The organism is Arthrobacter sp. ok362 (assembly GCF_900102785.1).
Taxonomy (GTDB): domain Bacteria; phylum Actinomycetota; class Actinomycetes; order Actinomycetales; family Micrococcaceae; genus Arthrobacter.
Window position 1 is genome coordinate 74,660 of sequence record NZ_FNGC01000009.1, and the last position, 24,623, is coordinate 99,282.

A 24,623-nucleotide genomic window follows, 5' to 3' on the forward strand; every position below is an offset into this window, starting at 1 on the left:
GGTAGTGCCGCTACATAGTCACCGCGCTGGCTCGCAGCGTGCTGGACCTTCATGCAGAAGTCGCGAAGGTCGATGGGCAGATCGAAGCCCGGTTCCGAGAACACCAGCACGCCGAGATCCTGCTCAGCATGCCCGGCTTCGGCACGCTCCTTGCGTCCGAAGTCCTCGCCGCTACCGGCGGCGACGTCACCGCGTACGACAGCGCAGCCCGCCTGGCCCGCGTAGCCGGCCTGGCTCCAGTTCCCCGGGACTCCGGACGCATCAGCGGCGAAAACCACCGGCCCAAACGCTACGACCGCCGGCTCCTCAACGCCTTCTACCTCGCAGCCCAGTCCGCAGCACGCTACTGCCCCCAGGAAGTTCCGGTACGCGGACACGGCGAAGGCCTGCACCTTTTCGCGGTGCCGGCCTTCGTTCGTTCTGCAGCCTGTTCAGTATTCCGCGGGGCTGTCGTCTTCCGGGATCTGTCCCGGCGCAATGCGCTCCGCGGTCTTCACGAACGCCGCGTCGATATACGCCACCAAGTCACTCTCCCGCACCCGCCACACACCCCTTCCAGCAAATTGACCGGCAGGAAGCTCACCGCTGCGGACCAGCGAGTAAACCAGTGCACTCTTCACGTTCAGGATCTCCTGGACCTGCTCCAGCGTCAGCATCCTGGCTGTGAATCAGTAAGCCAGCCAGGCCGGGCGGCCGGGTGGTGCCCGTGGCCGATTGAGGGATCCGGCGTGGGCCCGGTTCCGGTCGTAACGCCCGAGTAACGCCAGGGGTCCACACTGAATAGAAACCTTCCAAGGAGGCTGCAATGTCGAATAGGTCGTACAGCGGTGAGGAATTCGCATGGTCCCTCGCCGAGGGACTTCCGGGTCTTGCGCCACAACTCGTTGGATTCGCAAAGCCGGCAGATGACAGGTCCGAACAGATCCTTTTCTCGCCCGAGGGTGAGCTCTGCGCGACCTGGGTCTCCCTGCCGGTCGAATTAATTGACGGGTGATTGGATGGGTACATTCTGCTGATTTTGCAGCGAGTTCTGGAAGGAGTGCAATGAGAATTCACGTAGTATATGACGGAGACGGCAATATTATCGCCACAGCAGAGATCGCAAGCGGCCCGGATGAACCCTCGCTTACACCTTTGCCTTCGCCGGGGCAGGCCTCAGCAGAGTTCGACGTTCCCGGGGATTACGAAGAAATGACCCCTTTAGAGCGGCACAATTCGCTCAAAGTGGATGTGCAAGGCTCATCTCCGGCACTCGTCCGTAGAGCGACGTCGGAGGGCTGATTAATATGTCTGATGAAGTCGATGTCCTCACGTATGGTGCAATCACCCTCGAACCTGGGGAAACCGCACGTTTTGGGCATAACTCACCATTCTTCACGCGGTATAGAACGATGCAGCTGGCAACGTCACCGGATAACTTTCCGTCGAGTATAGAGATTACGAGGCGCTGGTCTTATACAGACCAGAATCAAATTATCTGGATGGCTGCTGAGTACCACAATAACGGTAGTAATACTGTCGTCTTCAGGCCGAAGGCGTTCCGAGCCCCGCCGTTTGACTTGATTGTGACTGGTTGATTTTCTCCGGGGCAAGATCCAAGTCAGAACGCCCCGCGCAACCAGTTGACGTGCGGAACGTGTTGCGAGCGGTATGCGGGGCAGGAGCGACGGCCCTTGCGCATGGCTCGCTCTATGGGAAAGGTTGGACTTCGATGAGTGTAGAGGTTAACGTGGGTGTCGGCCCGTCGATAACCCTCGAGGCAAATCAGGAAACTACCTGGAATATCAGCTGGGGTGCAAATCTCAATGCCAGCCGATGGATGAGAATCTCGGCGTCGCCGAATAACTTCCCGTCCAGTGTTGAAATTATGAGAGAATGGGCGTCCACTGACGTCACCAATTTTGTTCTACTCTTGACGACTTACCGCAATAACGGTAGCAACACGGTCGTATTCACACCGAAAATCGTCATCGCTCCGGCTGCCTTCTAGGAAGCTTTAACGATGGGGTTCCGGCTGGTGACGGCTTGGCTCAGCGACGGTGGGATTGCCCGGAAGTATCGTGTGAAGCCCGGCAGGGAGCACCGATTGTCCTTGACAATCCCTATTGAGATTCCTTCGGGCTTTTCCCGCACACATCCGGACGACGGGACCCAGCTGACCGGCGGCACACAATCGCCAGGAAACCTTGGGACTCTTCACTCACCACCGCGTCCGGCGAGCATGCACAGCCTGGATACTTGCCGGTCACCAACGGCAACGTTTCCCATGGTCCAAGACGTAGCGCTGCCGCCTCCCCCGCCGCCGTGGCCAGGTCTCTTCCAGCAGGGACGACCCACATCGGCCCGCGCGGGGCTCGGCCGTCGGTCCACGGGCAGTAGCATTGTTGCTCCCCTTACCGCCGCCGAGATGCCCGCTTAGATTGGGTCTTTGCGGTGTTCCGGCGGCTTGGGGTGCCCGGCCCCATCAGGTGTGATCAGATCACGGCCCGTCCGCGATACAGAGGGGGCAGGCCGAGGAGCCTCATCGAGGTAACGAAGTCGGTCCGGTCGAGTTGAACAGCTGGACCAGGAGGAGACGTACGTGAGTGGCATTCAAATCCGGGAATTGGGGGTTTGTCCTGTCTTACGGTGGGCCGATTTAGTTCGGTAAGGAGTCCGTTCGCAGAGGCCGCGCGCTCGCCAAATACGTCGGCGATGGGGAACTGTGCCGGCGCAAAGCGCTCGACGATTGTCTTGATGATTGATGTGTGGTCGAACAGTGTTTTGATCACTGTCCCGGCGTCGATCCATGGCGACACTATGAATGTGGGGACTCGTAGGCCCAGGTGGTCGGCCCCGTCTGGATGCACGCGAGGCAGTGGAGTTTCGTGCGCGGAGCCAGGCATCCCGGCTGGCACGGAATGGTCGAAAAATCCACCGTGCTCGTCGTAGGTGATCACGAGGAGTGTGCGATCCCATGTCGGAGCTTTTGAGAGGACGTCGTACAATCCGCGAACGAGTTCTTGCCCCCGACACACATCGGCTGGCGGCAAGTCATCGTTCGCGGCCCAAGCTGGAGGGATGTCAATAAAGTTGGGGTCGATAAATGTAACCGAGGGCAGGTGCCCCTGCTCGACTCGCGCGATGAAAGTGTCTGATGTCAATCCGGAGTCGTCCCGGTATGGAATTACCCGCTGAGTGTCGAGCCGGTATCGATCGAACATTCGAATGAAACCGATATTTCCTTCGACGTATGCCCAGTCCACATCGGATTCCGTGAGTACATCGAACACGGTCCGAGCGCGGTAGTAGGCAATCCGTGGGTCAGTAATGTCGAGGTTATCGAGTTCAGGTGTTCGGCCCGTGCTAGCGCAGAATCGGTTACATTGCGTTTCGCCTGGGTGAGAACTGTGCCAGCTGTCACATATTGCGAAGTTGTTGGCAAGGAACTCGTACATAGGCAGTTCTTGGCCCGTGTAGTAACTCATTACCAGCCGCAGATCGTTGCCGGGATCGTTCTTTGCATAGTTTTGAACAAATCCAGACATGGCGCCCTGGGCAATTTGCTCGAGCGTCGCGTCCATGCCGTGGTCCGGGCTCGGAATGCCGTATGTCTTCGTGTAATGGAAAACGGGGTATGGAGGTATGTCTGCCGTAAGTCTGTTGAACTCGTTGCCGCTCAGCCCATTTACTTCCTGGTTGGCAAGACCGCGATAACCAAGCATGTGGTCAAAGGACCTGTTCTCCATCATCAGGAAGACGATGTGATCGATCTTATGGTCACTCGCGTCCTGCGTCTGATCATGCGAAGAGGCTACTGTTGGTGAATTTCCTCGCTCGTGCGGGACGGCGGGTGGCCCTTCTGTGGAGGAGGTATGTGGGAGGATTCCACTCTCTTCCGCATCGTCCGAGGCCTCTGCCGCTGGCGCCCTGGCGGTTAGATCGTTCAAGAAGTCTGTCGCAGTGGACACTCGGGCGATTTCAATATCTTCCGGAGCTTCGTTCGTGTCGCTCAAGTCGTCTAGGAAGTCCCGGACGCCGGGCTTGCGGTGGTGTTTGACAATTAATGCGTCGTTGTCCGCTCGGAGCTGGTACATCACATGGTCGCGCTCGGCAAGATGCATGATGGTGTCATAGATGAACTTCGACGTGTGTTGGAGGGCGCCGTTGAGCGATGCGCGTCTCTTCGATAACTTGAATGGTGTGGGGGTACTCGATTGTGAAGTAAAGATCGGTGTTTTCCACTCCGAAGTACCGGACACGAAGCGTCCAGCTGCCAACCGGGTCAGTGCGTGGATCTATGGTGCGGGTGTAAGACTGGCCTCCGCCCCCGCCCCCGCCGCTACCCGGCGGGCGGCCATCTCCTGGGTCGATGGGAGCCAGTTCTCCACCGAGCCCCCAGTCATGCTCAAACGGATCGTCGATGACGAGCCTCCTGGATGTTCTGCTACTACTAGGACGGGCCGACTGGCCGCTCGTTTCGTCGCCGGTTCGCTCTACTGTCCATGGGACGAGCGTCCGTTGCATCCTAGCCAGGAGCCTTTCCGGAGGAAGGCCTGGAGGAATCAGTTCGATTCGTAGGTCGGCCGGGGAGACCGTGCCCCACCATTGGACGCGGATGCTGGGAGGAGGCCCGTGCAGCGTCCCAGAATTGATCGCGTCGTCGGAAAAATGACATGGGAATGAGATCTCGCGGAGATCGCCCGTGGGGGTATCGTCAATGCTGCGAAAGTTCGCGTGGAGGTTTTGTCTTCCGATTGTGATGACGGTGTCGACCATTGGGGGATCCTTCCCACTCTGGACTGCTCTGAGAATCGGTGTTACCACGAATCGTCTGCTGCTCACAAGGGGCCGTGGAGAAGTTCGGGGGCCGCGTAAGGACAGCCGCGGCAGCGGGCGCCATGCGGGAAGACGCGGAGGAAGGGCCTGTGTGCTTGGTCGTGGAGGCGGCCGCCGGCTGCAACTTGCTTTCCCAACCAGGGCATGCTGGCCGGCGTGGTTCGGGGAACCTCCACGAACTCGTACTCCAGACCGTCCAACACGAACGTTCGTTGCACCATACTCACGCATCAAGGCTAACGATTGTGGAAGCCCCAGTTCCGGGTCCTTCCCCATGTATCCACCTGATTGGCTCAACCACTCTGGACTGACAGACTCCTTCGATAGCCGCCGATTCCCAAGCTGCCCGACTTGACGGATATAGAAGCATCCAAGACACGCCGCCCCGACGTCGGCAGGGCGCTCCGGTTGGCTCTTTTCAGCCATAGACCACAAGCGGCTCCGGTGGGTAGGTACGACGAAGGCCGGCACCATTTCGAGGGTGCCGGCCTTCGTCGTATCTGTGTTCTTTTTAGTCTTCCGCGGTGACGTCATCGTCCTTGATCTGACCGGCTGCGATGCGCTCGGCGGTCTTCGCGAACGCTGCATCGATGTACGCCATCAGGTCACTCTCGCGGACCCGCCACGCACCGCGTCCACCGAACTGGCCTGCAGGGAGCTCACCACTGCGAACCAGCGAGTAGACGAGGGAGCCTTTGACGTTCAGGACCTCCTGAACCTGCTCCAAGGTCAGCATCCTAGGAAACACGGGTCCCGGCGTCGGCCCTAGGTTCTCGTTCACGTCCTCTGTCCGTTTCGGTATTCTCAATCCACCTCATTCCGGTGTTGCAGCTCGTCCCTGGTGCGCCGTCCGCGGCGGAGGGACTCGGCGGGAACCGGCTCTCATTTCTTGCCTTGGTTGTGCTTGCGTTCCAAGTGTTTCACTTCGCGCATTAACAGCCGCATGTAGCTAGCTGGAGGATTGAGCTTCTTTTTGCGCCTCAACCCATGCGGCGAGGGTCTGCTGGAGGGTGGGTGGCTTTTTCTTGGTGGCCCCTTTCTTGGTAGCCCCTTTCTTCGAGGTGGGTTTCTCCTCTCCATATACCAGCGCCTGGTTTTGAAGCCTGTACACATTTCGAACGCGCTCCCTCGCAAAGGTTCGTTTGTTCCCTGGCGGAGCTACGCTGGCCCGTTCAACGTAGAGGAGGTGCATCTCCCTAAGGTCCTTGGTTCCTCTGGATCTCATGGAAGGGCTGACGGAGTACTGCTGAGGGAACCTCTCGGTGCTCCACCAAACGTCCTTTCCATCGGTGTCCCCGGCGTTGGCGTCGCCTGACTGCTCTGCCAAAAGGATCAGCAACATGGTCACCGCGGGTGCCGACATTCGCTGGATAAAGCCTTCGGTCCACAGGGTCGCCGGAACTTTGAAATAGATGTCCCTTGGCAGTCTTTCCGATGAGTAGGCGGTGGAGGGAAGTGTGTAGGGGCTGTCATCTCCGGATTCATCCCGGAGGGTGATGACTGACGGTTCGCCCCGACGCGGCAACACCGAGATCAGCTTGCAGTCCTCAAGTATTTTGATCGCTTTTGAAACGCGCCGAGCGCCTTTGAAGTTTGGGTCTTCGAGCGCCAGGAGTCTCGCCCAGGTTCTTGCGGAGATATCCGTGTCAAAGGCCCCGCCTGAGCATCGCCAGACCAGAGCCAGATACAGCTTCACGATCACACCACCGCCGCGCCCGCCCCTTCTAACGAGCTCAGCCAGTGGAGGCGAGTCTGCGGCACCCTTCGCTGCTCGCACAAAGCTCTTGCGAATCGGGATCGCGTTGCGTCTCCCGGAGTCTTCGTCAAGCGCCTTCGCGAGCGATTTCGAGACCTCCAGCAGCTCCTCAGGAACGTCTTGAGCGCCTGCTGGCGGAGCGTTTCCTACGTTGGGCTCCCCGGTACTCATAGAGTCCTCCATACTTCTCAGGTTTACGACTGGGTCAATCGTCAACTAAGACGGTGTGTTGTGTCAACAAAGCCATGAGCAGGTGATCAACTACAGCACGGGTCGATTTGGACTTCCCAGCAATCATCAGTGTTTCGACGTCCATGGGCTGATAGGGTCGAGTTATCGAGTTCCACAGAGGTAGTTTGCAGCAGGAACTGGGTTGTGCGGCACTTGTAGAGCCTCGCATTCCAGGTGACCTGGGTTTAGTTGGGCCGCGGGGCCTATCCACCCCCGCCGGCCGGCAGGACCAGCGGCGCCGACGTGCGCTCGTAGTGCCGAGAGAGCTCACTCTCCCCGGTAATTGAGTTTTTCTGCGGGAGTACCAGCCGTTCGTTTGGAGCGGAAAGGGGCTCACTGCCGCAGCTCTAGGCACCAGGAGGACCCCCATGGGAATGGGGGTCCTCCTGCGTTAAGTCCGGAGCCATGATTCGTCATCACAGGCACACCTACTGGGGAAGTTGGCCGCGTCTCAGGAGAGCCCGGCCGGCAACCATCGTCGAATGTATCTCTTGAGCGGTGGTCGGAACCGATCCCTCGCCTCTACGCCGGACGATACTGATGAATGCCCCGTCCACTTTTCCGTCGATTATGGCCCCAGAAACCAGGAAGGGCTTCAGCTCCTCGGGCTGGGGAGGGATGTCCACCAGAATGATCTCTGAACCTGGACCGCCCTCAACTGCGCTAATCCGAAGGTCCCGAACCAGCGGAAACAACCGGTTTTCCAGCACTTGGTGGTACTTGCGAACAATGCCGGGCCTAACGGGCATTGGATTCAGTTGGCGGATATGCTCCCCTGCCGCTGTCTTCTTTGTCGTCATACCAACCACGACGATTCCACCGTCCTCGCTGTTGCAAAAGCGGGAAACGGCTTGAGCGAGTGAGATCTGGCCGGTGGCCGTCGCAAGGTCGTAATGCTGACTCTTTGCCTCAAGCCAATGTCCTTCGGGCTGACCGATCAGCACATCAGCACGTCCGGCACGCACCAGACTTCCAGCTGTCTCTCGGGTTGGATCTCCGCCGGCAAGCGCCTGCATAAGATCGAACAGATCCTGGCCGGCTCTAAACAACGCCGCCAATTTGCGTCCCGTGAGCTTGAACCCCAGCCGGACGTTCCAAATTCTGGCTACGCCTTCATAGTCCTCCTCATCGATGGAAAGAAGGGCCGCTCGATGCCGCGCCAGCAAGGGTTGCATAGCCGCGACCATGCGCCCTTCATCTGCTTCTTCCTCTGCATCCGGGAATTCCTCTACGAACGTGAACGAGACGGTGAGGGCCCCTTCCTCCAGCTCAAACACAACTGGTTCGACGGGAATACCTTCCATACCGATGTATCGCTCATCAATATCTGAGACGTGAACTTGCTCCGGCCCTCCTACTTCCTCCGCCCGCCGCAGAGCCCATTGCAGGTCCGTGGCGGTGCATAGATCGAGGTCTGAACGATGGATGATGAGCAGGTCTGTATGCCTGTCGTAGCTTCTGTCTTTGCCAGCAAAGATCCAGTCGCGATAATCGCTGAAAGAAACGGTTCTGGTGGTCACTGCCGTTCACCAACCGTTTCGGACGTCATAGTCCGGGGACCAAGGGTCCGCACAACGGTCGAGAGACTAACATCCAACGCGGCCGCAATTTCCTGCAGCGTTTTCTCCTGGGTACGAAGGTGATGCGCCGCTTCTTCCTTCGCCGGCGTCATGGCTCGGGGGCGCCCCCCTTTTCTGCCTCTGGCCCGTGCTGCAGCCAATCCGGCCCGAGTGCGTTCGGACAGTCGTGACCGCTCGTACTCAGCAAGCGCAGCGAACATATTAAAGATGAGCTGCCCGTGTGCGGTTGTTGTGTCCAGCCAAGGTTCAGCTAGGGATCGAAAGCCGACCCCCATCTCCCCCAGTATGGCCACGATCGACGAGAGGTCCGCGGTGCTCCGCCCCAGCCTCGTAAGGTCGGTTACAACCAGGACGTTGCCTGGTTGGAGATGGTCGAGACATGCCTGCCATCGCGGCCGGGCCTGCGATACACCAGAGGCGTGCTCTTGGAAGACCTTGACGGCGCCGGCTCCGACCAAGGCATCGACTTGGGAGATCACTGACTGGTCCTTGGTGCTCACTCTGGCATAGCCAATAACATTGCCTGGCGGCTGCGACACGTCAAAAACCCTCTTAATCCTGTTCTGACCCGCTTTGTTTACGGCAACGGGTTTTGACCAAGAATAGGAGGCGATCTCGACTTTTTCGGGCTCCTTGTCGGCGGGTCGTCAAAAACGGTCGTTTTTGAGGGGCACGTTAGCGGAAGGGGACCTTCGAGACTCTGATTTCCACTGAGGAAGCTACCTCGGCAGGCAAACTCTCATCAATGAGCTGGATAAGCGCTCTTCGCCGCAGTAGGTTGTCGCCGCCTGGGCCGATCGTGACGGACACAAGAGCCTCCGCAGGGAACTTGCGTGCCACATATGGGACGATTCCCAGTCCTCCGGATCGGAACTCTAGACTGAAATGCTCCTTCTCAGGGGCAAATGCGGCGGCCCCATATTTTCGTTTGTTGTAGTGAGAGGTGGTCACTGTCCGCCATTCGCGTTCCTCGGCGAACCCGGGGTTCTTGACGGTTGCGAGCATTCTCAGAACGTTAATCTCCTCGTGCCACGCTTGGACTCCGGGGTGTGCGGTGGGGCTGCCTGCCAGTTTCGTTACCACCTCATCCAGCGCCTCCCTCGCTTGCACTGCTCCGTAGAGAACGCGCATCATTCGGGGGGTAAAGAGCCCGTCGCTTTGAACAGGATCCAACTTAAGGGAGTTGAAACCGAGCGCGTAGCCGCCGGCGCCTGCGTACCCGCGCCATTGGCTGAGAAGGTCGTCCTTTTCGCAAAAACAGGTGATGTAGGCCCTCTCCTCGTTTTCGTGCGCCTGCACGAATCCGATGTATTCGCGCAGCTTTAGCAGCACGAGAATTTGAGAGCTCCGAGGATCCTCCCGGTCGTTCTGGATCTGAGCGCCGCCAAGACTCAGGATCTTCGAGTCGATCCGTTCGGTGAGCTCAGCCGACACGTGGGTGAGTTCTTCAGAATCGTTGAGGTACTCGATGTCAGTTGCCCAGAGTTCTTGGTTCCTGACGATTCCTATCAGTCCGTCGGTTGACGTGTAGTGATAAAGAACGGGCGGAAAATCAGGGAGCATTCGTTTTTTCCTTGCTGTGGACGCATCGGCGTCGGCAGTTTCGCCTTCTGCGACTATACGAGCAATTGCCCCTCCATCGTGCGACAAGTTAGGTGCGCACGGCTTGTGGCGCCACGGAGTTTGAGCCAACAAAGACGGCAGCCCTGGTTCCCTCTGCAAAGGAATCAGGTCCTTCGACACGCCCAGAGAGTGTCGGTGCCAGCAACTAAGGTTTGTAAAAAAGAAGGGGAAATAAATGGCGCTTGAGTTGGACATACTTATGAAGACCTTGTCAGAGCGAACGGCGGAGAAGTTCGAGCGAATGCCCTCCGTTGTACTCAAGGACGGCTCATTCGACGTCGCCAAGCTTCCGGTCGACAAGGCGGAGTGGCACAGGTTATCGGACCTGGTGACGGTCATGTTCGATCTCAAGTCTTCGACAAACTTGGAGAAGGGCCGTCGGCCGGCCAGCACGGCGAGCATCTATGACGCTGGCGTTGGTGGTGTCGTACAGATCTTCGGCGCCCTTGATGCGGATTTTGTGGACATCCAGGGCGATGGCGGCTTCGGCTTGTTCTGGGGTGAGCGCCGGTATGAGCGCGCTTTGTGCGCAGCTATTTCTATCCATACCTTCAGCGATGACTTCGAGAACCAGCTAAAGGCGAAGTGGCCTGAGGCACCTTCTACGGGTTTCAAAGTCGGAATTGCGAGCGGGCCCATTTTGGCCAAACGCGTTGGCCTCCCTAGGCACTTGGACATGCAGGAGCCTGTTTGGGCTGGGCGACCGGTTAACTATGCCGCCAAGGCTGCACAGCAGACAGAACCCGGTAAGACCCTGGTGACGGGCAGTGTGTGGGACGCCGTTGCGGGGAACGACTACCTTGTATTCTCTTGTGGATGTAATGGCGGAGTTAAAGGAGGCGAGCCGTCCTTGCTCTGGGAGGAGCAGACCCTGGACAAGATTCCGGATGCTGAAAGATTTGGCCAGGCACTCAAGAGTGGCTGGTGTATCAACCACAGGGAAGAATACTGCAACGCCATCTTGCAGGGAGCCACGTACCGCTCAGATATTCCAGAAAGGCTGAGGAGCAAGCAGACCCTGCTTGCCTCAGGCTCAGAAGGAACAAAGGTTGAAGCGCGGAAGGAACGCGAACAGCTGCGTAAGAGCCTCGCAGAGGAGGTCCAAGTCCTGAGAGGGGACCCTCGTTTTTCGCCTCGATCGGGCCAACGTTGATGGGCTGGGGTAAAGAGCCGCCGCAACAGCCTCCTCATCTCCTGCTTGCCTCAAACATTCTGCGCGAGGCTCGCGAAGAACTGGGTCGCGCCGATGGAAAGGCGTCGTTGCTGCTTGCAGCTACTGGCATAATCATCGGCGCGCTGTTGGCCGCATTTCTCGCCGGCACCTGGCATCCTACCAAGCTGAAGGACTGTGTGGAGTGGCTTTGGTGGTCAGGGACAGCTGTCGGTTCCCTCGGAACACTGGCTCTCGCCGCTGCCGTCTTTCCCCGCACGAAGTATCGGTCCAATCGCCGCCCTGGGATAGTCGCTTACTTCGGAGACGTCGTTGGGTTGTCCCCAGAAGAGCTCCGGAGGGGCCTGGAAGGGACGGCTAAGAATGAGGGCAGCGCCATCTTGGATCAGGTGAAAGCTGTGTCGTTCGTCGTAGATAAGAAGTACCGGTGGATCCAGACGGGCATGGTTTTGTTGGGTGTCGCTGCCCTGTCCTGTGTTCTAGCAGTCCTCATTGACGGCTGGCTTTAAAGAGAACACGCAAGTCCGCGAAGGCGGATCAGCGAGAGCATACCTTCCTTGTAGGTGTTGGAGGTCCCGCGCTGGTCGGTGCGGGACCTTCTGCTTCGCTCTGCAAAAAGAGATCAGCCGCCCGGCCCACTTCAAGTTATTCGGTGTCGGCGGTGTGCTTGTCGAGGATGATTTTTTCGACGGCGCTGGCGGTGTAACCCCAAGCGGTGAGCTGGTTCAGGTAGTCGAAGTGTCGCTTCTCGGCGGACCGCCAAGAGTCTTTCTGGATGGTCTCCTCGTACCCGGCGCAGATCAGTGCGATCAGGGAGAACTCGGGGCGGGAGGTGGTTTTGGCGGTGTGGTCCCGGAGCGGGTTCCAGCCCCACCGGTCGGTGTCCTCCCCGGTCTTGGCTCCGATCATTTCGGTGGCGACCTTGCCGTCGTAGCCGCTGGCCGTTTCGGAGTGGTGGGTGATGGCGTGGACGGTGAAGTACTGCCAGCCCTTCGGCGCGGTCTTCCGCGAGAGCACGGTTTTCACGAACTCGCGCCTAACCTTGGTCGCGCTTTCCATCTCGCGGTTGTTCGTGATCAGGGTCTTCCGCTCGGCTTTCTGGTCCTCGGTCATCGGGCCTTTCTCGGACTGGGTGCCCCCGTCGTAACGGGCGTAGCGCGTCGTGAAGCCCAGGTCTTTCCAGCCGGTGATGACGGGGTTGGCGGTGTGCTGGCCCCGGTAATCGGTGCTGATCTTGTAGGCGTTGGCATCCTCGTCGGTGGCCGGTTCCCCGTCGGCACGCTTGGCGGAGCTGACGTACAGGTTCTCGTCGTCGTCGTAGTACCCGGCGTCCTCCACGATGGTCTTGCCTGCCGCCCCAAGCTCGGCAACGAGCGCGGCACGTGCGGCCTCGCTGGCCCGGCGGTCGTGCAGGAGCGGGGCGACGTGCAGGAGCTGGTCGGCTTCGTCCGCGATCACGGACTCCAGTTCCTCGGTCGCTTCCTCATCGCCCTCAAACTCGGCCATGATAAGCGCTTCATCGATGGTGTACCCCTTGCCCAGGGCGGCGGCTCCGGCGTCGGAGGCTTTGGCCTTCAGTGCACCCTCGACCGTGGTTTTGGTCCGGCCGGTCTTCTTGGCGATCGCGGCGGCCGAGACACCGATCAGGGACAGCTGGTGGTAGGCGTCGGCTTCGTCCGCTTCGGTCAGCTCGGCCCGCTGGATGTTCTCCACAACCTGGGTCACGGTGCGTTCGGCTTCCTCGGGGGATTCGATGATCATCACCGGAATCTGGGGCCGGGCGGCTTCGACGGCGGCGCGGGTGCGGCGCTGTCCCATCAGGACATGGACGGTGCCGTCTTCTTTGCGGTGGGCGATCACTGGTTCCATGACGCCGTGTTCTTTGATGCTGGCGATGAAGTCCGGGGTCAGGGCCGCGTCTTTGCGGACGTTGATGTCGACGGTCAGGGTGGCGGGGTCGAGCATTTCGAGGGTGGGGGTTGGTGTTCATGGTGTTGCTCCTTTTGCAGAGGATTCCGGTGGGTGGGGTGCGGTTGGTCACCGGCCAGCTCCCCTCCCCCGTTGTTTTTTGGCTGCTGGCGGAGCTTGCGGAGCTGTGCCCGACGGAGGCCTGTCTACCCACAGGCTCAAGGGGCAGGGGGTGTCCGAAGGAAATAAGCGCCGAAGGAGCGCCGCAGGGACATTACCTGCACCGCAGGCCCCGACGAAGGAGGGGCTAGACGGGCCGGAGCGGGCACGTACGATCCGAAGGACAGCAGCCAAAAACGTCGAAGACGTAAACAACAGGGCCAGGGATCCCGGAGCTCTGCGACGGAAGCACTGGACCCAACAGCCGGCCGCGCCAGCGGACGCCCGATAACTGGTTGGAGCGCAGCGGAAACCAGGCAGAACCAGTTGGCAGCACCGGTGCTGCGCCACGGCTGGGGCCCCGCTGGGCCAGCCCTCCGTGGCAGGATGAGCCTCATCATGGACAAACGTCTACGGCGCGCTCCTGACGCGGAATGGGTACTGATGTACCGGCTCGGATTGAGCCGGCAACGCATCGCTGAGTTGGTGCGCGCCGAACCCGCTACCGTCGGCTACCACCTGGTCATCGCCCGCCGCCAGGACCCCGGACTCGAGCCCGCACACCAGGCTGCCACGGTGACCCAGACCGGGCCCTCCCCCGCGGACCTTGCCCGGATGGACGAGGTCATCGCCTGGATCATGGCCCAGGGCCGGTTCCCCCGTGACCGCTCCGGGGACAAGGAGGAACGGTCGATGGCCCGGTGGCTGTCCGATCGCCGGCGCGAAGCAGCCAAGGGCACCTTGTCCCCGGCCTACAGGGACGGCCTGGCCCGGGTCCCGGAGTGGGCCGGCAATCCCAGGGCAGCGGCCGATGAGGCCAGGTGGCATGACCGGCTCGCCCAGCTGGCGGACTTCCGCGCCGAAGGCAACGACTGGCCCCGCCACCAGCAGGCTGACTCGGAGCGCGAACACACTCTCGGGGTGTGGATCCACGTCCAGCGGCAAAAGCACCGCCGCGGCGGGCTCGACGCCGAAAAGCTCAGGCTCCTGGACTGTGCCGCACCCGGTTGGCGGACCGGAAGGACCCGGGGCCGCCCGCTCCGGCAATAGACACGGGTCCTGCGGCGTACCGGCAGACTCCCCAGAAACGTTCCGCCGGCCGCTAGACTCTTTGAGGCTCTCCAGTCCCCCCAGCTTGGAGAGCCGGGAGCCTCCAAGCTTGAGTCCCTGGATTCGCGCGGAGGCTTCCTCATACCTTCGCTTAAGGCACCGCCGGGCATCCGGTCAACAACAGCACGCTGTTCCGCCGGGTTGTGCCCATTGGGGGCAGGTGGAGCCCTCCGCACAGCTCGGGCTGTCCCCGCTGGCGTGCAACCCGTCCGGCCGAAGACGGCCAGAACCCCCGGATCGCTGATTGTCGTAGCCGCCCTCCATACTTAGATCCGCGTGGCCCATGCATCAGGAGCAATACCGCATGGTCCCGCTTTTCTTCGGCGTGTCTATTCGAATATATATTCGAAAGTGGTGGTATGGGACCGGAACAGGCGAGCAGGCTGCAGGCGCAGTATGCCCGGCGGGCCGGCCCGATCGGACTGACGGTGGAAGAGCTCGCTTTCGAGCACTTCCCCGCAAAGAACGGCTTCCCCGGGATCCCGGTGAAGGCATGGATCCGGTTCCCGAACTGCGCCGAACTGGTCGACGGCGAGGTATACGCCTGGACGGCCAAGGCCGTCGAAGTGACATGGAAAGACGGTCCGGTGACCTACCGGACCTGGGTGTGGAGTTCGGCGGTCACCCGTCGGGAAGAAATGATGAGCAGGAACTTGGGAGAACGTGTAAACCGTGACAGCAACACTGAATGAAACAACCCTGGACGTCCCCGTGGACGTCCGGTTCACCCCGGCCGGCACTCCCCTGGCCGTCCGGCACGAGGGCCGCATCTGGGCCGTGGCCGCCGAACCGGTGCACTGGTTCGACCGGGACTCCTGGTGGGACACCCAAAGCACCGCGGCCGTCGGCAGCGGCGACCTGGTCAGCATCGAATACTGGCGCCTGCAGGTCCGCCTCAGCACGAACTCCGTCCTGCGGACCTTTGACCTGCGGCGCGATCCGTTGTCGGATCAGTGGCTGCTGGAGTCCATCACCGACAACTAAACCCGGCCTGCGTATAGCGTGGGGCCATGGGACTGATCTACGACGACCCGCGGCTGGCCGCGCTCACGCTGCTGGGCAGTTACGGCTTGCCGCTTTTCAGCTCCAGATAGTCAAGGAGGTGATTCATCGCGCGGATAGATTCCAGGGCGTCCTGCTGTTCGACTCTTGTGCCGCCCTCATGGACGGCGACATGGCGCTGGGCATAAAGGGCGTCGCCGGCTGCCGAAACAACCTGGGGTGCCCCGGCGAGACGACGCTTCACATCCGCAGCACGCCCGCCGCTGGCCATCTCGACCGCGAGACGTGCGGAGAGCACGGCCTCGCGGTAGAGGCCTCTCTCGAAATGCGCCATGGCTGTACGTGAGTGTGCCGCGGCCGCAGACTCCTCTTCCAGAACGCGGAACGCGTCCCGGTACGCGGTATCCGGCGTCGGGCCGAGCAGGTATGTGAGCTCGGCGCCGCCTTTGAAGAGAAGCACATCATAGGAGTCCACGGCAGTCCCGCCAGACACCAGAACGTAGTCGTCGTATCCGTCCTTCTCATAGAGGTTTGGCATGAGCTCGGACGCGCCAGTAAAGAGCGTGCTGGCAAGGAACTCGGTCAAGTGTTTCTTAGTCTTGCCGTACATCTCGACCTTTCGGCCGGTGACCTTCTGCCGGAGTCGAAGGCCGAGACTCCCATTCCCGCCCGGGTACTCCTCGACGTAGCACCAGACGGAGAGGGGCGGAGAGGTTATTCGCGTGGACAAGATGTTAACAGACACGGAAAGCTTGTTACCGAGCAGCACCGCGATCTCTTGCGAGTTCTGAGAAAAGATTGGCGCGACGATGGCGACATGCTCCTTGCGGTTCCGAGGCTCGATAAGCCCCCCGCCGTGGGCATAGCAGTCCTGCAGAAGGTTCGACAGTGGCGACAACGACTGAAGCATCCGCTGGTCAGTAAGAACCCGAACCGTCCGCCGGGTCAACTTCTCACGAAGGCGGAGGTCAGGCGTTCCGTCATTGTGTTCGAAGCGCTCCACGTAACACTTGATCATGCCGGAACTCTGCGCGCTGCGGGCCGTGACTTTCGCGGCGTGCGCCGCGCGCCGCGCTTTCGAACTCCGTGAGCTCACTCTGACGTCCTCTCGCTCACGTTCGTGGACGGTTTTTCCACGAGTGAAGCTAACCACAATACGTCTGCGACGGGTGTTCCACCTCCAAGGAAGTGGAACGCGCAGGGACGGCCCTTCGAAAGATGGCGACACGCGGGGGGAGACCGTTCCGGAACTATCCTCTTTCAAACGACCCGTGAGTAGCGTGCAGGATAAGCAACGGTGCAGTGGCTCCATGGATAGCTGGAGCAGCCCCGCAAGAACTCAAGGTTCCATAACTGCAACACTAGGCCAGTGACTGCACTGAAAATCGGATACGCGCGCGTCTCCACGAACGGCCAAGACCTCACCGCCCAACGCGAAGGCCTCATTGCACTCGGCGTCGACCCCGAGAACATCCACGTCGACCACGGACTCACCGGCACCAACAGGACCCGACCAGGTCTCCGCGAAACGATGGCCGCGGTGCGTTCCGGTGACACTCTTGTCGTCACCAAACTCGACCGCCTGGCACGCTCTCTTCCAGACGCCCGCGATATCGCTGACGAACTAACACGGAAGGGCGTTGCGCTTAGCCTTGGCGGATCGATTTACGATCCCGCCGATCCCGTGGGCCGGCTGCTGTTCAACGTCCTTGGCATGGTCGCAGAGTTCGAGGCCGATCTGATCCGGATGCGAACCCGCGAGGGGATGGCGATCGCGAAAGCCAAGGGCAAGCTCCGCGGGAAGCAACCCAAACTTACCGCCGCCAAACGTCGCCACCTACTCGCCGTCCACGCTGCCGGCACCCACACCCAAACGGAGCTGGCAGAACTCTTCGACGTCTCCCGCGCCACCATCTACCGTGAGCTCCAGCGCGCGCAACCAAGGGACGTTCTGAGCTGACGCCACCAGACCTTGCGCTGGGCCCATGGTCGAAGCCGTTCGGATCGACTAGTAGTATTCGCGGACGTAGCCGAGGGCCTTCTCGAAGACGTCGTTGTCGCGGATCTTGAACTGGACGTAGAGGGTCTTGCGGAGGGCCTGTCGGACCTCCTGATCGCCCCGAATGGTGGACTGCCACCCGTCGAAGCGGATAGCTCGGACAACTTCGTCGATCCGGTTGACGATGTTGTCGACGATGATGGGTGTCTCGTCGGTCTTGAGGGCCTCGAAGAGGTCGGACAGCGCGGCCTTGCCCTGCTCCTCCCTCGGGACCTCGTTCACGGTCTTCTCAGCGGCGACGGTGTCACGGGCGAGCTCGAGCAGTTCGCGGAGGAAATCGAGGCTTGACTGCTGGATGTCGGTGTACTTGTCGCGGAGGGCGTTGAGACGCTGCCCGAGCTCAACGAAGACTGGGTTGTTCAGATGCCGGGCTATCCGGGCAGTGATCTGCTTCTCGAGCTCTGCGGCTGGGATGTCGTGGCGCTTGCCCAGCATGAGGTCCTCGATCGTCTGGGCATCCAGCACGATAGTTTCCGCCCCTTGTGGGATCTCGACCTGCACATGCTCGTTGATGAGATCGACCGTCTTCGCGCCGAGCGCGTGCCACACCAGCCGGCCGGTGATGTCAGAGGGGCGGACGGACTCATAGACGTCGGTGAGCCAGCGGTAGTCGTCGCGGTATTGCGCGAGCATCGGATCGGGACTGAGGGCCTCCCAGAGCTGGGAGACGATGCTATACGCGAGTCCGAACGCGTCCTTGGTGGTGTCGTCGGCAACGGCCGACTGTGCCTGAACGAGCCCCTCGTAGCCGCCCACTGTCCGGTCGACCCCGGGGAAGAACACCAGAACGGCGGCGATCGCGGGTGCAAGCTGGCTTTTGAGCTCCTCGATGTTGGAGATGACCTGCCGCACGGACTTCTCGTCGAAGGCCAGCGACTTGGCGACGTCGTCGAAGATGCCCAGGTAGTCCACGATCAGGCCATGGGTCTTGTTCGGCGGGTAGACACGGTTGGTGCGTGTGATCGCCTGGAGGAGAGTGTGCTCCTTGAGCGGCTTGTCCAGGTACTGGCAGTAGAGTATCGGGGCGTCGAAGCCTGTGAGGAGCTTGGCGGTGACGACGATGATCTTCAGTGGGTCGGCTGGATCATTGAAGCGCGCGAGGACCTGCTCCAGGTCTTCAGCGTCAGGAGTCCACTTCGCCACGTCAGGGGAGTCGCCGCGGGACTTGGACATGACGATCGTCGATGTCTCGGGGCCGAAGTGCTTGTCGAACTCCTCCTTGTAGGCCATGCAGGACGCCCTGTCGTAGGCGACGACCTGTGCCTTTAACCCTTCCGGTTCGACTTTGGCGCTGAAATGGTCCGCGATGTCGGCAGCAATCTTGGTGATGCGCGACGGGGTCTTGATGAGGACCTCGATCGAGGCGGCTTTCTTCGAGAGTGTGATCTTGTCGCTCTCTGACAGATCCCGGTCGGCCGCGAGCTCCTCGAAGGCGGCGTCGATCGCCTCCTGGTCGATATGGATCTCCGACAGGCGCGGTTCGAAGTGTAGCGGCAGCGTTGCGCCGTCACGGATCGAATCGTGGAAGGAGTAACGCGACAGATAGCCGCCCTCGTCCTCGGGCGAGCCGAACCACATGAAGGTGTTGCGGTCCCTCTTGTTGATGGGGGTGCCTGTCAGGCCGAAGAGGAACGCGTTCGGCAGGGCCTCGCGCATCTTCTGCCCGTAGTCGCCCTCCTGCGAGCGGTGGGCCTCGTCGACCATCGCGATGATGTTGTCGCGGGAGTCGAGCACGCCGGGCGCCTCGCCGAACTTGTGGATCGTCGTGATGATGACTTTTCGGGCTCCTTGGCTCAACAAGGTCTGCAGCTGAGCTCGCGAGTCCGTCGACACCAGCCCGGGCACGTCGGATGCGTTGAAGGTTCCTGTGATCTGGGTGTCGAGGTCGATGCGGTCGACAACGATCAGGATCGTCGGGTTCGTCAACTCCGCCATCGCCCGCAGCTTGAGCGCGGTGAAGACCATCAGCAGTGACTTGCCGGATCCCTGGAAGTGCCAGATAAGTCCCTGCTTGATCTGGCCGTGCAGCACGCGCTGGACGATGAGGTTGGTCGCCTGGAACTGCTGGAAGCGGGCGATGATTTTGATCTTGCGGTGCTTCCTGTCGGTCGCGTAGATCGTGAAGAACCGCAGGAAGTCCAGCACCGCGGCCGGCTTCAGGACACCCTCGACGGCATCCTCGACCGCCACGAGACCGATCTTGGCGGGCGCGTCGTCGTCGGTAGCCTCCTCGCGCCATGGCCCCCAGAGCTCGATGGGCATACCGACTGTGCCGTAGCGGAAGTCCTTGCCTTCTGTTGCGAACGAGAAGACGTTTGGCACGAAGAACTGCGGCACGCTCTGCTCGTAGTCATCGTGGATCTGAGCGGCACCGTCGATCCACGTGTACGCCGGCCGGATCGGCGTCTTTGCCTCACCGACGACGAGGGGGAACCCGTTGCACCACAGCACCAGGTCGAACCGCTTCTCCAACCGCCCCTGCTTGAAGGTGACCTCTGTCGAGATCACCCACTGGTTTGACGAGTCTTCGTCGGGGTGGTTGAAGTCGATCAGTCGGACGGTTGTGTGTTCGCCGTTCGGGCCGAACGGCATCGACTTCTGACCGGTCAACCAAGCCATGAACTCTCCGTTGGCGACCACCGGATGCGGGCTCGTGCGGGCGGCAATCAGTATCGCTCGGAGGTTGTAGATGACCTCGTCGGCCTTTTCCGGATCGGCCCCGATCTCCGGGTTCAACCGGATGAGCGCAGCCTTCACCATGCCTTCCAGCAGCACCTGGTCGGTGCTTCGCGGCAGCTCGTTGCCCGGGACGAACTGGATGTCGATCGACTTCACCAGGTCGCGGATGAAGTCGCGGACCGAGTTGGCCTCGTTGAACTGGGCCATCAGTTGCCTCCAAAGATCTCGGCCATAATTGCCGTTGAGAGGGACTTGAGCGCAAGAAATTCAGATTCGATAGCCCGAACTGACGCTTCCGCAGCGGAAGTGTCGGCGATGAACGCCCTCTGCTCGTCCAAGGGTGGGCAACGAAGGCGCATTGAGGTGGCGCCACCGACGCCGATGTGCCGAATATTCGTACCCGATGCTGCGGCCAAGAACTGTCCGGTCTCGAATGCCCAGTTGCAATACTGCTCGACAAAGGCGGGCAAGGTGACACCTTCGATTGCCCGATAGCGCAGCAGCGTGTTCTGGAAGCACACCACCCCGGACAGTTCCCCATTCCAGGCGGCAGGCATTCCGACGGAAGGTGCGCTGGCACTCGCCTCCGAGACGAGTACGTCGCCGGGTCGAAGTGAGAACTTCGCCTGTTCTCTTGGTGTGAAGTTCATCGACTTGACGTCAGAGACGTCGATGCCGCCGAGAGTGACATTTGCGGAGCGGAGGTAGGAGACGATGTGATCGCCAACTTCATGCTTCGGTGATCGTTGCCGGCCAATCGTGATTTCGAATACCTCGTTCGCCATGACGCCATCCTCGTCGCCATCGAACATTGCAGAGCGCACCTTCTCAAGGAGACTATTCGCTCGCTGCCGTGAAGACACTACTTCTGACCGGTGCCGTTCGATCGCCCAGAGAAGGTCCGCGATTCGCTTCTGTTCATCAAGAGGAGGGAGATCCAACTCGAATCGCTGGAGCGGTCCCCACAGCAACCGTGGGTTCATCGAACCGGTCGCCTGATTGTTGGCGTACTCGATGAATGGGTCAGAGGAGACCAGGAACGGCAAGAACTCCTGGAGGAGCCCGTTCTCGGGAATTGCATCGAGAACGTAGGTCTTGTCGGCCACGACACCGGCGAAGTCGACGACCCCGGACTTGCGCAGGTAAGGACGGGCAGAGACGAAGAGGACCTGGCCCGGCCCAAAGACGTACCGGAAGGTTGAACCCATCTGGCCATCTGTCGGGTCACCCCAACGGCCGATGGTGATCGAATCGCTGTCGATGTGGCCGCCGGCGACGTAGCGTTGGACGCCCTCTGCGAGGGGATCCACTTGCTTTCGGGATCGGTGGATCACGTCGCCAAGGCGAACGCGCTTCCAGGTGGATTTGTCTAGGTTGAGATTCACTTGGTCCCGCCCGCAAGCAACTCTTGGATATCGTCTAGTGCGACGTCGGCCGCGGCGGAAGCCGAGCGCCATGCCGCGACTGCATCGGCGACGCTTAGAGAGTCCGCCTCTCCGGCGGCCGCTCGTGCTACTGGGACGTATGCGGGGATAGCGAGCGTGTGCCCCTTGGACCTGATTTCGTCGAGGCAGGAGACGGCGGCAAAGCCGAGTTCAGGCGAGAAGTGCCGGTAGGCGTCGAGGATCCTCGTCTGGTGCGCATCGCTCAGGAACGACTGAACCCCCTCGCGGAAATATTCGTTCTTGGCGTTGATGAAGAGCACCTGGCCTTGGCGCTCAACGGGTTTGTTGGCGTTGAGCACGAGGACGATCGCTTCCATGCCCGAGTTGTAGAACAGCCCGTGTGCGAGCCCGATGACCGCCTCGACCAGGTCAGATTCAATCATCGCGCGACGTACCTCAGCCTCGGCTAGGCGGTGAAGGATGCCGTGAGGAAGCAGGACAGCGGCACGACCGGTCTTGGGGTCCAGGCTCTTGGTGATGTGTTGGATGAAGGCGTAGTCCGCAGCGTTCTGGGGCGGAACGCCCCAGATGTTCCGACCGTAGGCGTCCCTGGCGAACGCAGCTCGATTCCATGCCCTAATGGAGTAGGGTGGGTTCGCGAGTACGACGTCGAAGGTCTGCAGGTCACCCTTTGAGTTCAGAAAGTCTGGCCGGGCGAGGGTGTCGCCATGGGCGATGTGGCCGTCGGTGATGCCGTGCAGGAACAGGTTCATGCGGGCGATAGCGGAGGTCCCGTGGTTGAGCTCCTGGCCGTAGAGGCGTAGGTTCCGCCACTCCTTGCCTTGGCGCTTCATCTCGGCGGCAGTGGAGATGAGCATTCCGCCGGTGCCACATGTGGGGTCATAGACCGACTCACCCGGCTGAGGTTCCAGCATGAGCGTCATCAGATGGACGAGGGTGCGGTTGGTGTAGAACTCCTGCGCGGTGTGGCCGGAGTCGTCGGCGAACTTCTTGATGAGGTACTCGTAACCGTTGCCGAGCTCGTCCTCCGGCAGATTGGCGATCGAGAGCGTCTTGCTCGAGAAGTGCTCGATCAGATCCGACAGCGTCGAGTCCGGCAGCAGGTTCTTGTTGCCCCAGTCGCCGTCGCCGAACACGCCGGGCAGGGTGTCGGGGTTGGCGGATTCGATGGCGCGCATGGCCTTGAGAACCGTGGAGCCGATGTCGCTGGTGACAGCGCGAATGTCGTCCCAGTGGCAACCGCCGGGGATGGCGAAGCGGTGGTTCTCGGGGAGGTCTGCAAGCAGCTCGTCGCCGTAGATCTCCATGGCGGCGGCGTGCTCCTCGTCGTACACGTCCGAGATCCGCTTCAGGAAGACAAGCGGGAAGATGTACTGCTTGTAGTCGCCGGCATCGATGAGGCCGCGCAGCACGGTGGCGGCGCCCCATAGATAGTTCTCCAGCTCATGTTGGGTGATGCGGCTACTCATACCGTCACGTCCTGTCCGAGGCCCCACTTGGCTAACTCGGCCTCCAGTGCGGCGCGAGTCTCTGCTGCCATTGTGTGAGCGGCATTGAGATCGATGAGAGCCTGCTCCTGGGTGATCCGTTTGCCGGTGTCGGCGGGCGCGACGTATAGCGGGATGTTTAGGTTGTAGCCGTTGCCAGCGATCTCTTCGAGGTCAATGACGCGCGCCCGGCCCTCGATGTCGGTGAACGACTCATAGGTGTCCAGAAGCTCCTCGGCGTGCTCCGACTCAAGGGTGTTCTGGTTGCGGCCGCGCTTGAAGAGGTTCTCGCCGTTAATGAAGAGCACCTTGCCCATCTCGTCGGCCTGCTTCTGCTGGCGAAGGATGAGGACGCACGCGGCGAGGCCGGTGCCATAGAACAGGTTGGGCGCCAGACCGATGACGGCGTCGACGACGTCTGACTTGAGCATGTGCGTGCGGATCCTCGCCTCGGCACCTTGCCTGAACAGAGCACCCTGGGGCAAGACCACCGCGACGCGGCCGGTCTTGGGTCGGGCGGAGGTGAGCATGTGCTGGACCCATGCCCAGTCTGCGTATCCCTTCGGCGGGACGCCTCCGAGGCCGTTGCGGCCCCACTTGTCGGAAGCCCACTCGCTCTCGCCCCAGTTCTTCAGCGAGAAGGGCGGGTTGGCGACCACGCAGTCGAACTGTGCGAGGTGGTTGCCCGTGTAGAAGGCCGGGTCCCGCAGAGTGTCTTCGCGGACGATGCTGAAGTCCTCGATGCCGTGGAGCAAGAGGTTCATGCGGGCGATCGCGGACGTCGCGAGCACCTTCTCCTGACCATAGAGTTTGCCCCACAGCGTCTTGGGGCTGCCTCCGGCAGCCTTTACGTGTTCGATGACTTCGATAAGCATGCCGCCGGTGCCGCATGCCGGATCGTAGACGCTTTCACCTTCCTTAGGATCGAGGATGTTGATGAGCAGCCTGACCACCGAACGCGGGGTGTAGTACTCACCGGCCTTCTTGTTCGACTGGTCGGCGAAGCGTTTGATGAGGTATTCGTATGCGTTGCCGAACACGTCCGGGGCGACGCTGGCGTTCGACAGCGTCTTGGTCGAGAAGTGCTCGATCAGGTCGGCGAGTTTTCGGTCGGGCAGCTTGTCCTTGTTGGTCCAGTTGGCGTTGCCGAAGATGCCGTATAGCGTCTCGGGGTTGGCCTTCTCGATCTCACGGAACGCGGTCTGCAACGCGGTGCCGATGTTCTCGGTGTGGCCACGCACGTCATCCCACAGGGTGCCCTCGGGAATCGCGAACCGGTGGTTCTCGGCGAAGGCCGCGAACGCGTGGTCACCTGCGGACTCCTCCAGCGCGTGGGCGAACTCCTCTAGGTAGACGTCGTTGATCCGCTTGAAGAACATCAGCGGGAAGATGTACGCCTTGAAGTCGGCCTGGTCGATGCTCCCGCGTAGGAGATCGGCTGCCTTGGCCAGATAGTTTTCCAGCTCTGACAGTGACAGCGGCTGAACTGTCACCAGAGAGCTGTTCACGTACTCCCTCGCTTGGTCCTCAGTCATTTTCTCCCTTACCTCAAAACCTGGTATCAGCGGCGGAACCGTCGATGTCCTCGAACACGCCCCTTGAAATCACATCCGGATTCTTCCAATTCCGACGCT

21 protein-coding genes and 1 pseudogene are annotated in these 24,623 nt (G+C 60.8%); 8 read left to right on the forward strand and 14 right to left on the reverse strand.

Going from position 1 to position 24,623, the window contains the following annotated elements; genetic code table 11:
• Window positions 1–14 precede the first annotated feature (14 nt).
• Window positions 15–329: pseudogene (locus BLQ10_RS12955) on the forward strand (transposase); the annotation flags it as partial.
• A gap of 102 nt (window positions 330–431) precedes the next feature.
• Here the strand turns inward: BLQ10_RS12955 and BLQ10_RS12960 are convergent.
• The gene (locus BLQ10_RS12960) at window positions 432–656 is read right to left on the reverse strand and encodes a helix-turn-helix domain-containing protein (RefSeq protein WP_091562646.1); all 225 of its coding nucleotides are present in this window, start codon (window positions 654–656) and stop codon (window positions 432–434) included.
• A 1,055-nt stretch (window positions 657–1,711) separates the two neighbouring features.
• Here BLQ10_RS12960 and BLQ10_RS22065 point away from each other — a divergent pair.
• Window positions 1,712–1,990, forward strand: a complete 279-nt coding sequence (locus BLQ10_RS22065; protein ID WP_139164229.1) for a hypothetical protein — start codon at window positions 1,712–1,714, stop codon at window positions 1,988–1,990.
• Between the two features lie 484 nt (window positions 1,991–2,474).
• Here BLQ10_RS22065 and BLQ10_RS12970 read toward each other — a convergent pair whose 3' ends face one another.
• From BLQ10_RS12970 to BLQ10_RS13000, 7 genes are all read right to left on the reverse strand, one after another.
• Window positions 2,475–4,103, reverse strand: a complete 1,629-nt coding sequence (locus BLQ10_RS12970; RefSeq protein WP_091562652.1) for an alkaline phosphatase family protein — start codon at window positions 4,101–4,103, stop codon at window positions 2,475–2,477.
• Window positions 4,104–4,110: 7 nt separating this feature from the next.
• Complete coding sequence (locus BLQ10_RS22070; protein WP_139164230.1) at window positions 4,111–4,758, reverse strand: hypothetical protein; 648 nt, start codon at window positions 4,756–4,758, stop codon at window positions 4,111–4,113.
• Between the two features lie 571 nt (window positions 4,759–5,329).
• On the reverse strand, window positions 5,330–5,554 hold the full coding sequence (locus tag BLQ10_RS12980) for a helix-turn-helix domain-containing protein (RefSeq protein ID WP_368086520.1): 225 nt from the start codon (window positions 5,552–5,554) through the stop codon (window positions 5,330–5,332).
• 213 nt (window positions 5,555–5,767) lie between these two features.
• Window positions 5,768–6,745 carry a hypothetical protein gene (locus BLQ10_RS12985; protein ID WP_091562656.1) on the reverse strand — a complete coding sequence of 326 codons (978 nt, stop codon included), beginning with the start codon at window positions 6,743–6,745 and terminating at the stop codon, window positions 5,768–5,770.
• A 488-nt stretch (window positions 6,746–7,233) separates the two neighbouring features.
• Window positions 7,234–8,325, reverse strand: a complete 1,092-nt coding sequence (locus BLQ10_RS12990; RefSeq protein WP_091562659.1) for a hypothetical protein — start codon at window positions 8,323–8,325, stop codon at window positions 7,234–7,236.
• Window positions 8,322–8,924: a recombinase family protein gene (locus BLQ10_RS12995; protein ID WP_091562662.1), complete on the reverse strand. Its 603-nt coding sequence runs from the start codon at window positions 8,922–8,924 to the stop codon at window positions 8,322–8,324. Before BLQ10_RS12995 ends, BLQ10_RS12990 begins: the two co-directional genes overlap by 4 nt.
• A gap of 136 nt (window positions 8,925–9,060) precedes the next feature.
• A complete protein-coding gene (locus BLQ10_RS13000) occupies window positions 9,061–9,948 on the reverse strand; it encodes a DUF2971 domain-containing protein (RefSeq protein WP_175558607.1) in 888 nt (295 codons plus the stop codon).
• Window positions 9,949–10,183: 235 nt separating this feature from the next.
• On the opposite strand from BLQ10_RS13000, the gene BLQ10_RS13005 reads away from it, so the two are divergent.
• The gene (locus tag BLQ10_RS13005; protein ID WP_175558608.1) at window positions 10,184–11,161 is read left to right on the forward strand and encodes an adenylate/guanylate cyclase domain-containing protein; all 978 of its coding nucleotides are present in this window, start codon (window positions 10,184–10,186) and stop codon (window positions 11,159–11,161) included.
• Window positions 11,161–11,688: a Pycsar system effector family protein gene (locus tag BLQ10_RS13010; RefSeq protein ID WP_139164232.1), complete on the forward strand. Its 528-nt coding sequence runs from the start codon at window positions 11,161–11,163 to the stop codon at window positions 11,686–11,688. Before BLQ10_RS13005 ends, BLQ10_RS13010 begins: the two co-directional genes overlap by 1 nt.
• Before the next feature lie 136 nt (window positions 11,689–11,824).
• Here BLQ10_RS13010 and BLQ10_RS13015 read toward each other — a convergent pair whose 3' ends face one another.
• Window positions 11,825–13,144 (reverse strand): ParB/RepB/Spo0J family partition protein, encoded by a 1,320-nt coding sequence (locus tag BLQ10_RS13015; protein ID WP_091562671.1) that lies wholly within the window; start codon window positions 13,142–13,144, stop codon window positions 11,825–11,827.
• 501 nt (window positions 13,145–13,645) lie between these two features.
• On the opposite strand from BLQ10_RS13015, the gene BLQ10_RS13020 reads away from it, so the two are divergent.
• From BLQ10_RS13020 to BLQ10_RS13030, 3 genes are all read left to right on the forward strand, one after another.
• Window positions 13,646–14,296: a helicase associated domain-containing protein gene (locus BLQ10_RS13020; protein ID WP_091562674.1), complete on the forward strand. Its 651-nt coding sequence runs from the start codon at window positions 13,646–13,648 to the stop codon at window positions 14,294–14,296.
• A 419-nt stretch (window positions 14,297–14,715) separates the two neighbouring features.
• On the forward strand, window positions 14,716–15,048 hold the full coding sequence (locus tag BLQ10_RS13025) for a hypothetical protein (RefSeq protein WP_091562677.1): 333 nt from the start codon (window positions 14,716–14,718) through the stop codon (window positions 15,046–15,048).
• Window positions 15,029–15,340 (forward strand): hypothetical protein, encoded by a 312-nt coding sequence (locus BLQ10_RS13030; RefSeq protein ID WP_254785547.1) that lies wholly within the window; start codon window positions 15,029–15,031, stop codon window positions 15,338–15,340. Before BLQ10_RS13025 ends, BLQ10_RS13030 begins: the two co-directional genes overlap by 20 nt.
• 79 nt (window positions 15,341–15,419) lie before the next feature.
• Here the strand turns inward: BLQ10_RS13030 and BLQ10_RS13035 are convergent, their stop codons facing one another.
• On the reverse strand, window positions 15,420–16,376 hold the full coding sequence (locus BLQ10_RS13035) for a hypothetical protein (protein WP_139164233.1): 957 nt from the start codon (window positions 16,374–16,376) through the stop codon (window positions 15,420–15,422).
• A gap of 360 nt (window positions 16,377–16,736) precedes the next feature.
• Between BLQ10_RS13035 and BLQ10_RS13040 the strand changes: the two genes are divergently transcribed.
• On the forward strand, window positions 16,737–17,318 hold the full coding sequence (locus tag BLQ10_RS13040) for a recombinase family protein (RefSeq protein WP_091562984.1): 582 nt from the start codon (window positions 16,737–16,739) through the stop codon (window positions 17,316–17,318).
• A gap of 48 nt (window positions 17,319–17,366) precedes the next feature.
• On the opposite strand, the gene BLQ10_RS13045 is transcribed toward BLQ10_RS13040, so the two are convergent.
• From BLQ10_RS13045 to BLQ10_RS13060, 4 genes are read right to left on the reverse strand one after another with little or no spacing between them, the layout of a single operon-like run.
• Window positions 17,367–20,303, reverse strand: coding sequence for a type I restriction endonuclease subunit R (locus tag BLQ10_RS13045; RefSeq protein ID WP_091562687.1), 2,937 nt, complete (start codon window positions 20,301–20,303; stop codon window positions 17,367–17,369).
• A complete protein-coding gene (locus tag BLQ10_RS13050) occupies window positions 20,303–21,481 on the reverse strand; it encodes a restriction endonuclease subunit S (protein WP_175558609.1) in 1,179 nt (392 codons plus the stop codon). The genes BLQ10_RS13045 and BLQ10_RS13050 overlap by 1 nt, the downstream gene beginning before the upstream one ends.
• A complete protein-coding gene (locus BLQ10_RS13055; protein WP_091562694.1) occupies window positions 21,478–22,971 on the reverse strand; it encodes a type I restriction-modification system subunit M in 1,494 nt (497 codons plus the stop codon). The genes BLQ10_RS13050 and BLQ10_RS13055 overlap by 4 nt, the downstream gene beginning before the upstream one ends.
• Window positions 22,968–24,524, reverse strand: coding sequence for a type I restriction-modification system subunit M (locus BLQ10_RS13060; protein ID WP_091562696.1), 1,557 nt, complete (start codon window positions 24,522–24,524; stop codon window positions 22,968–22,970). Before BLQ10_RS13060 ends, BLQ10_RS13055 begins: the two co-directional genes overlap by 4 nt.
• Between the last annotated feature and the right edge of the window lie 99 nt (window positions 24,525–24,623).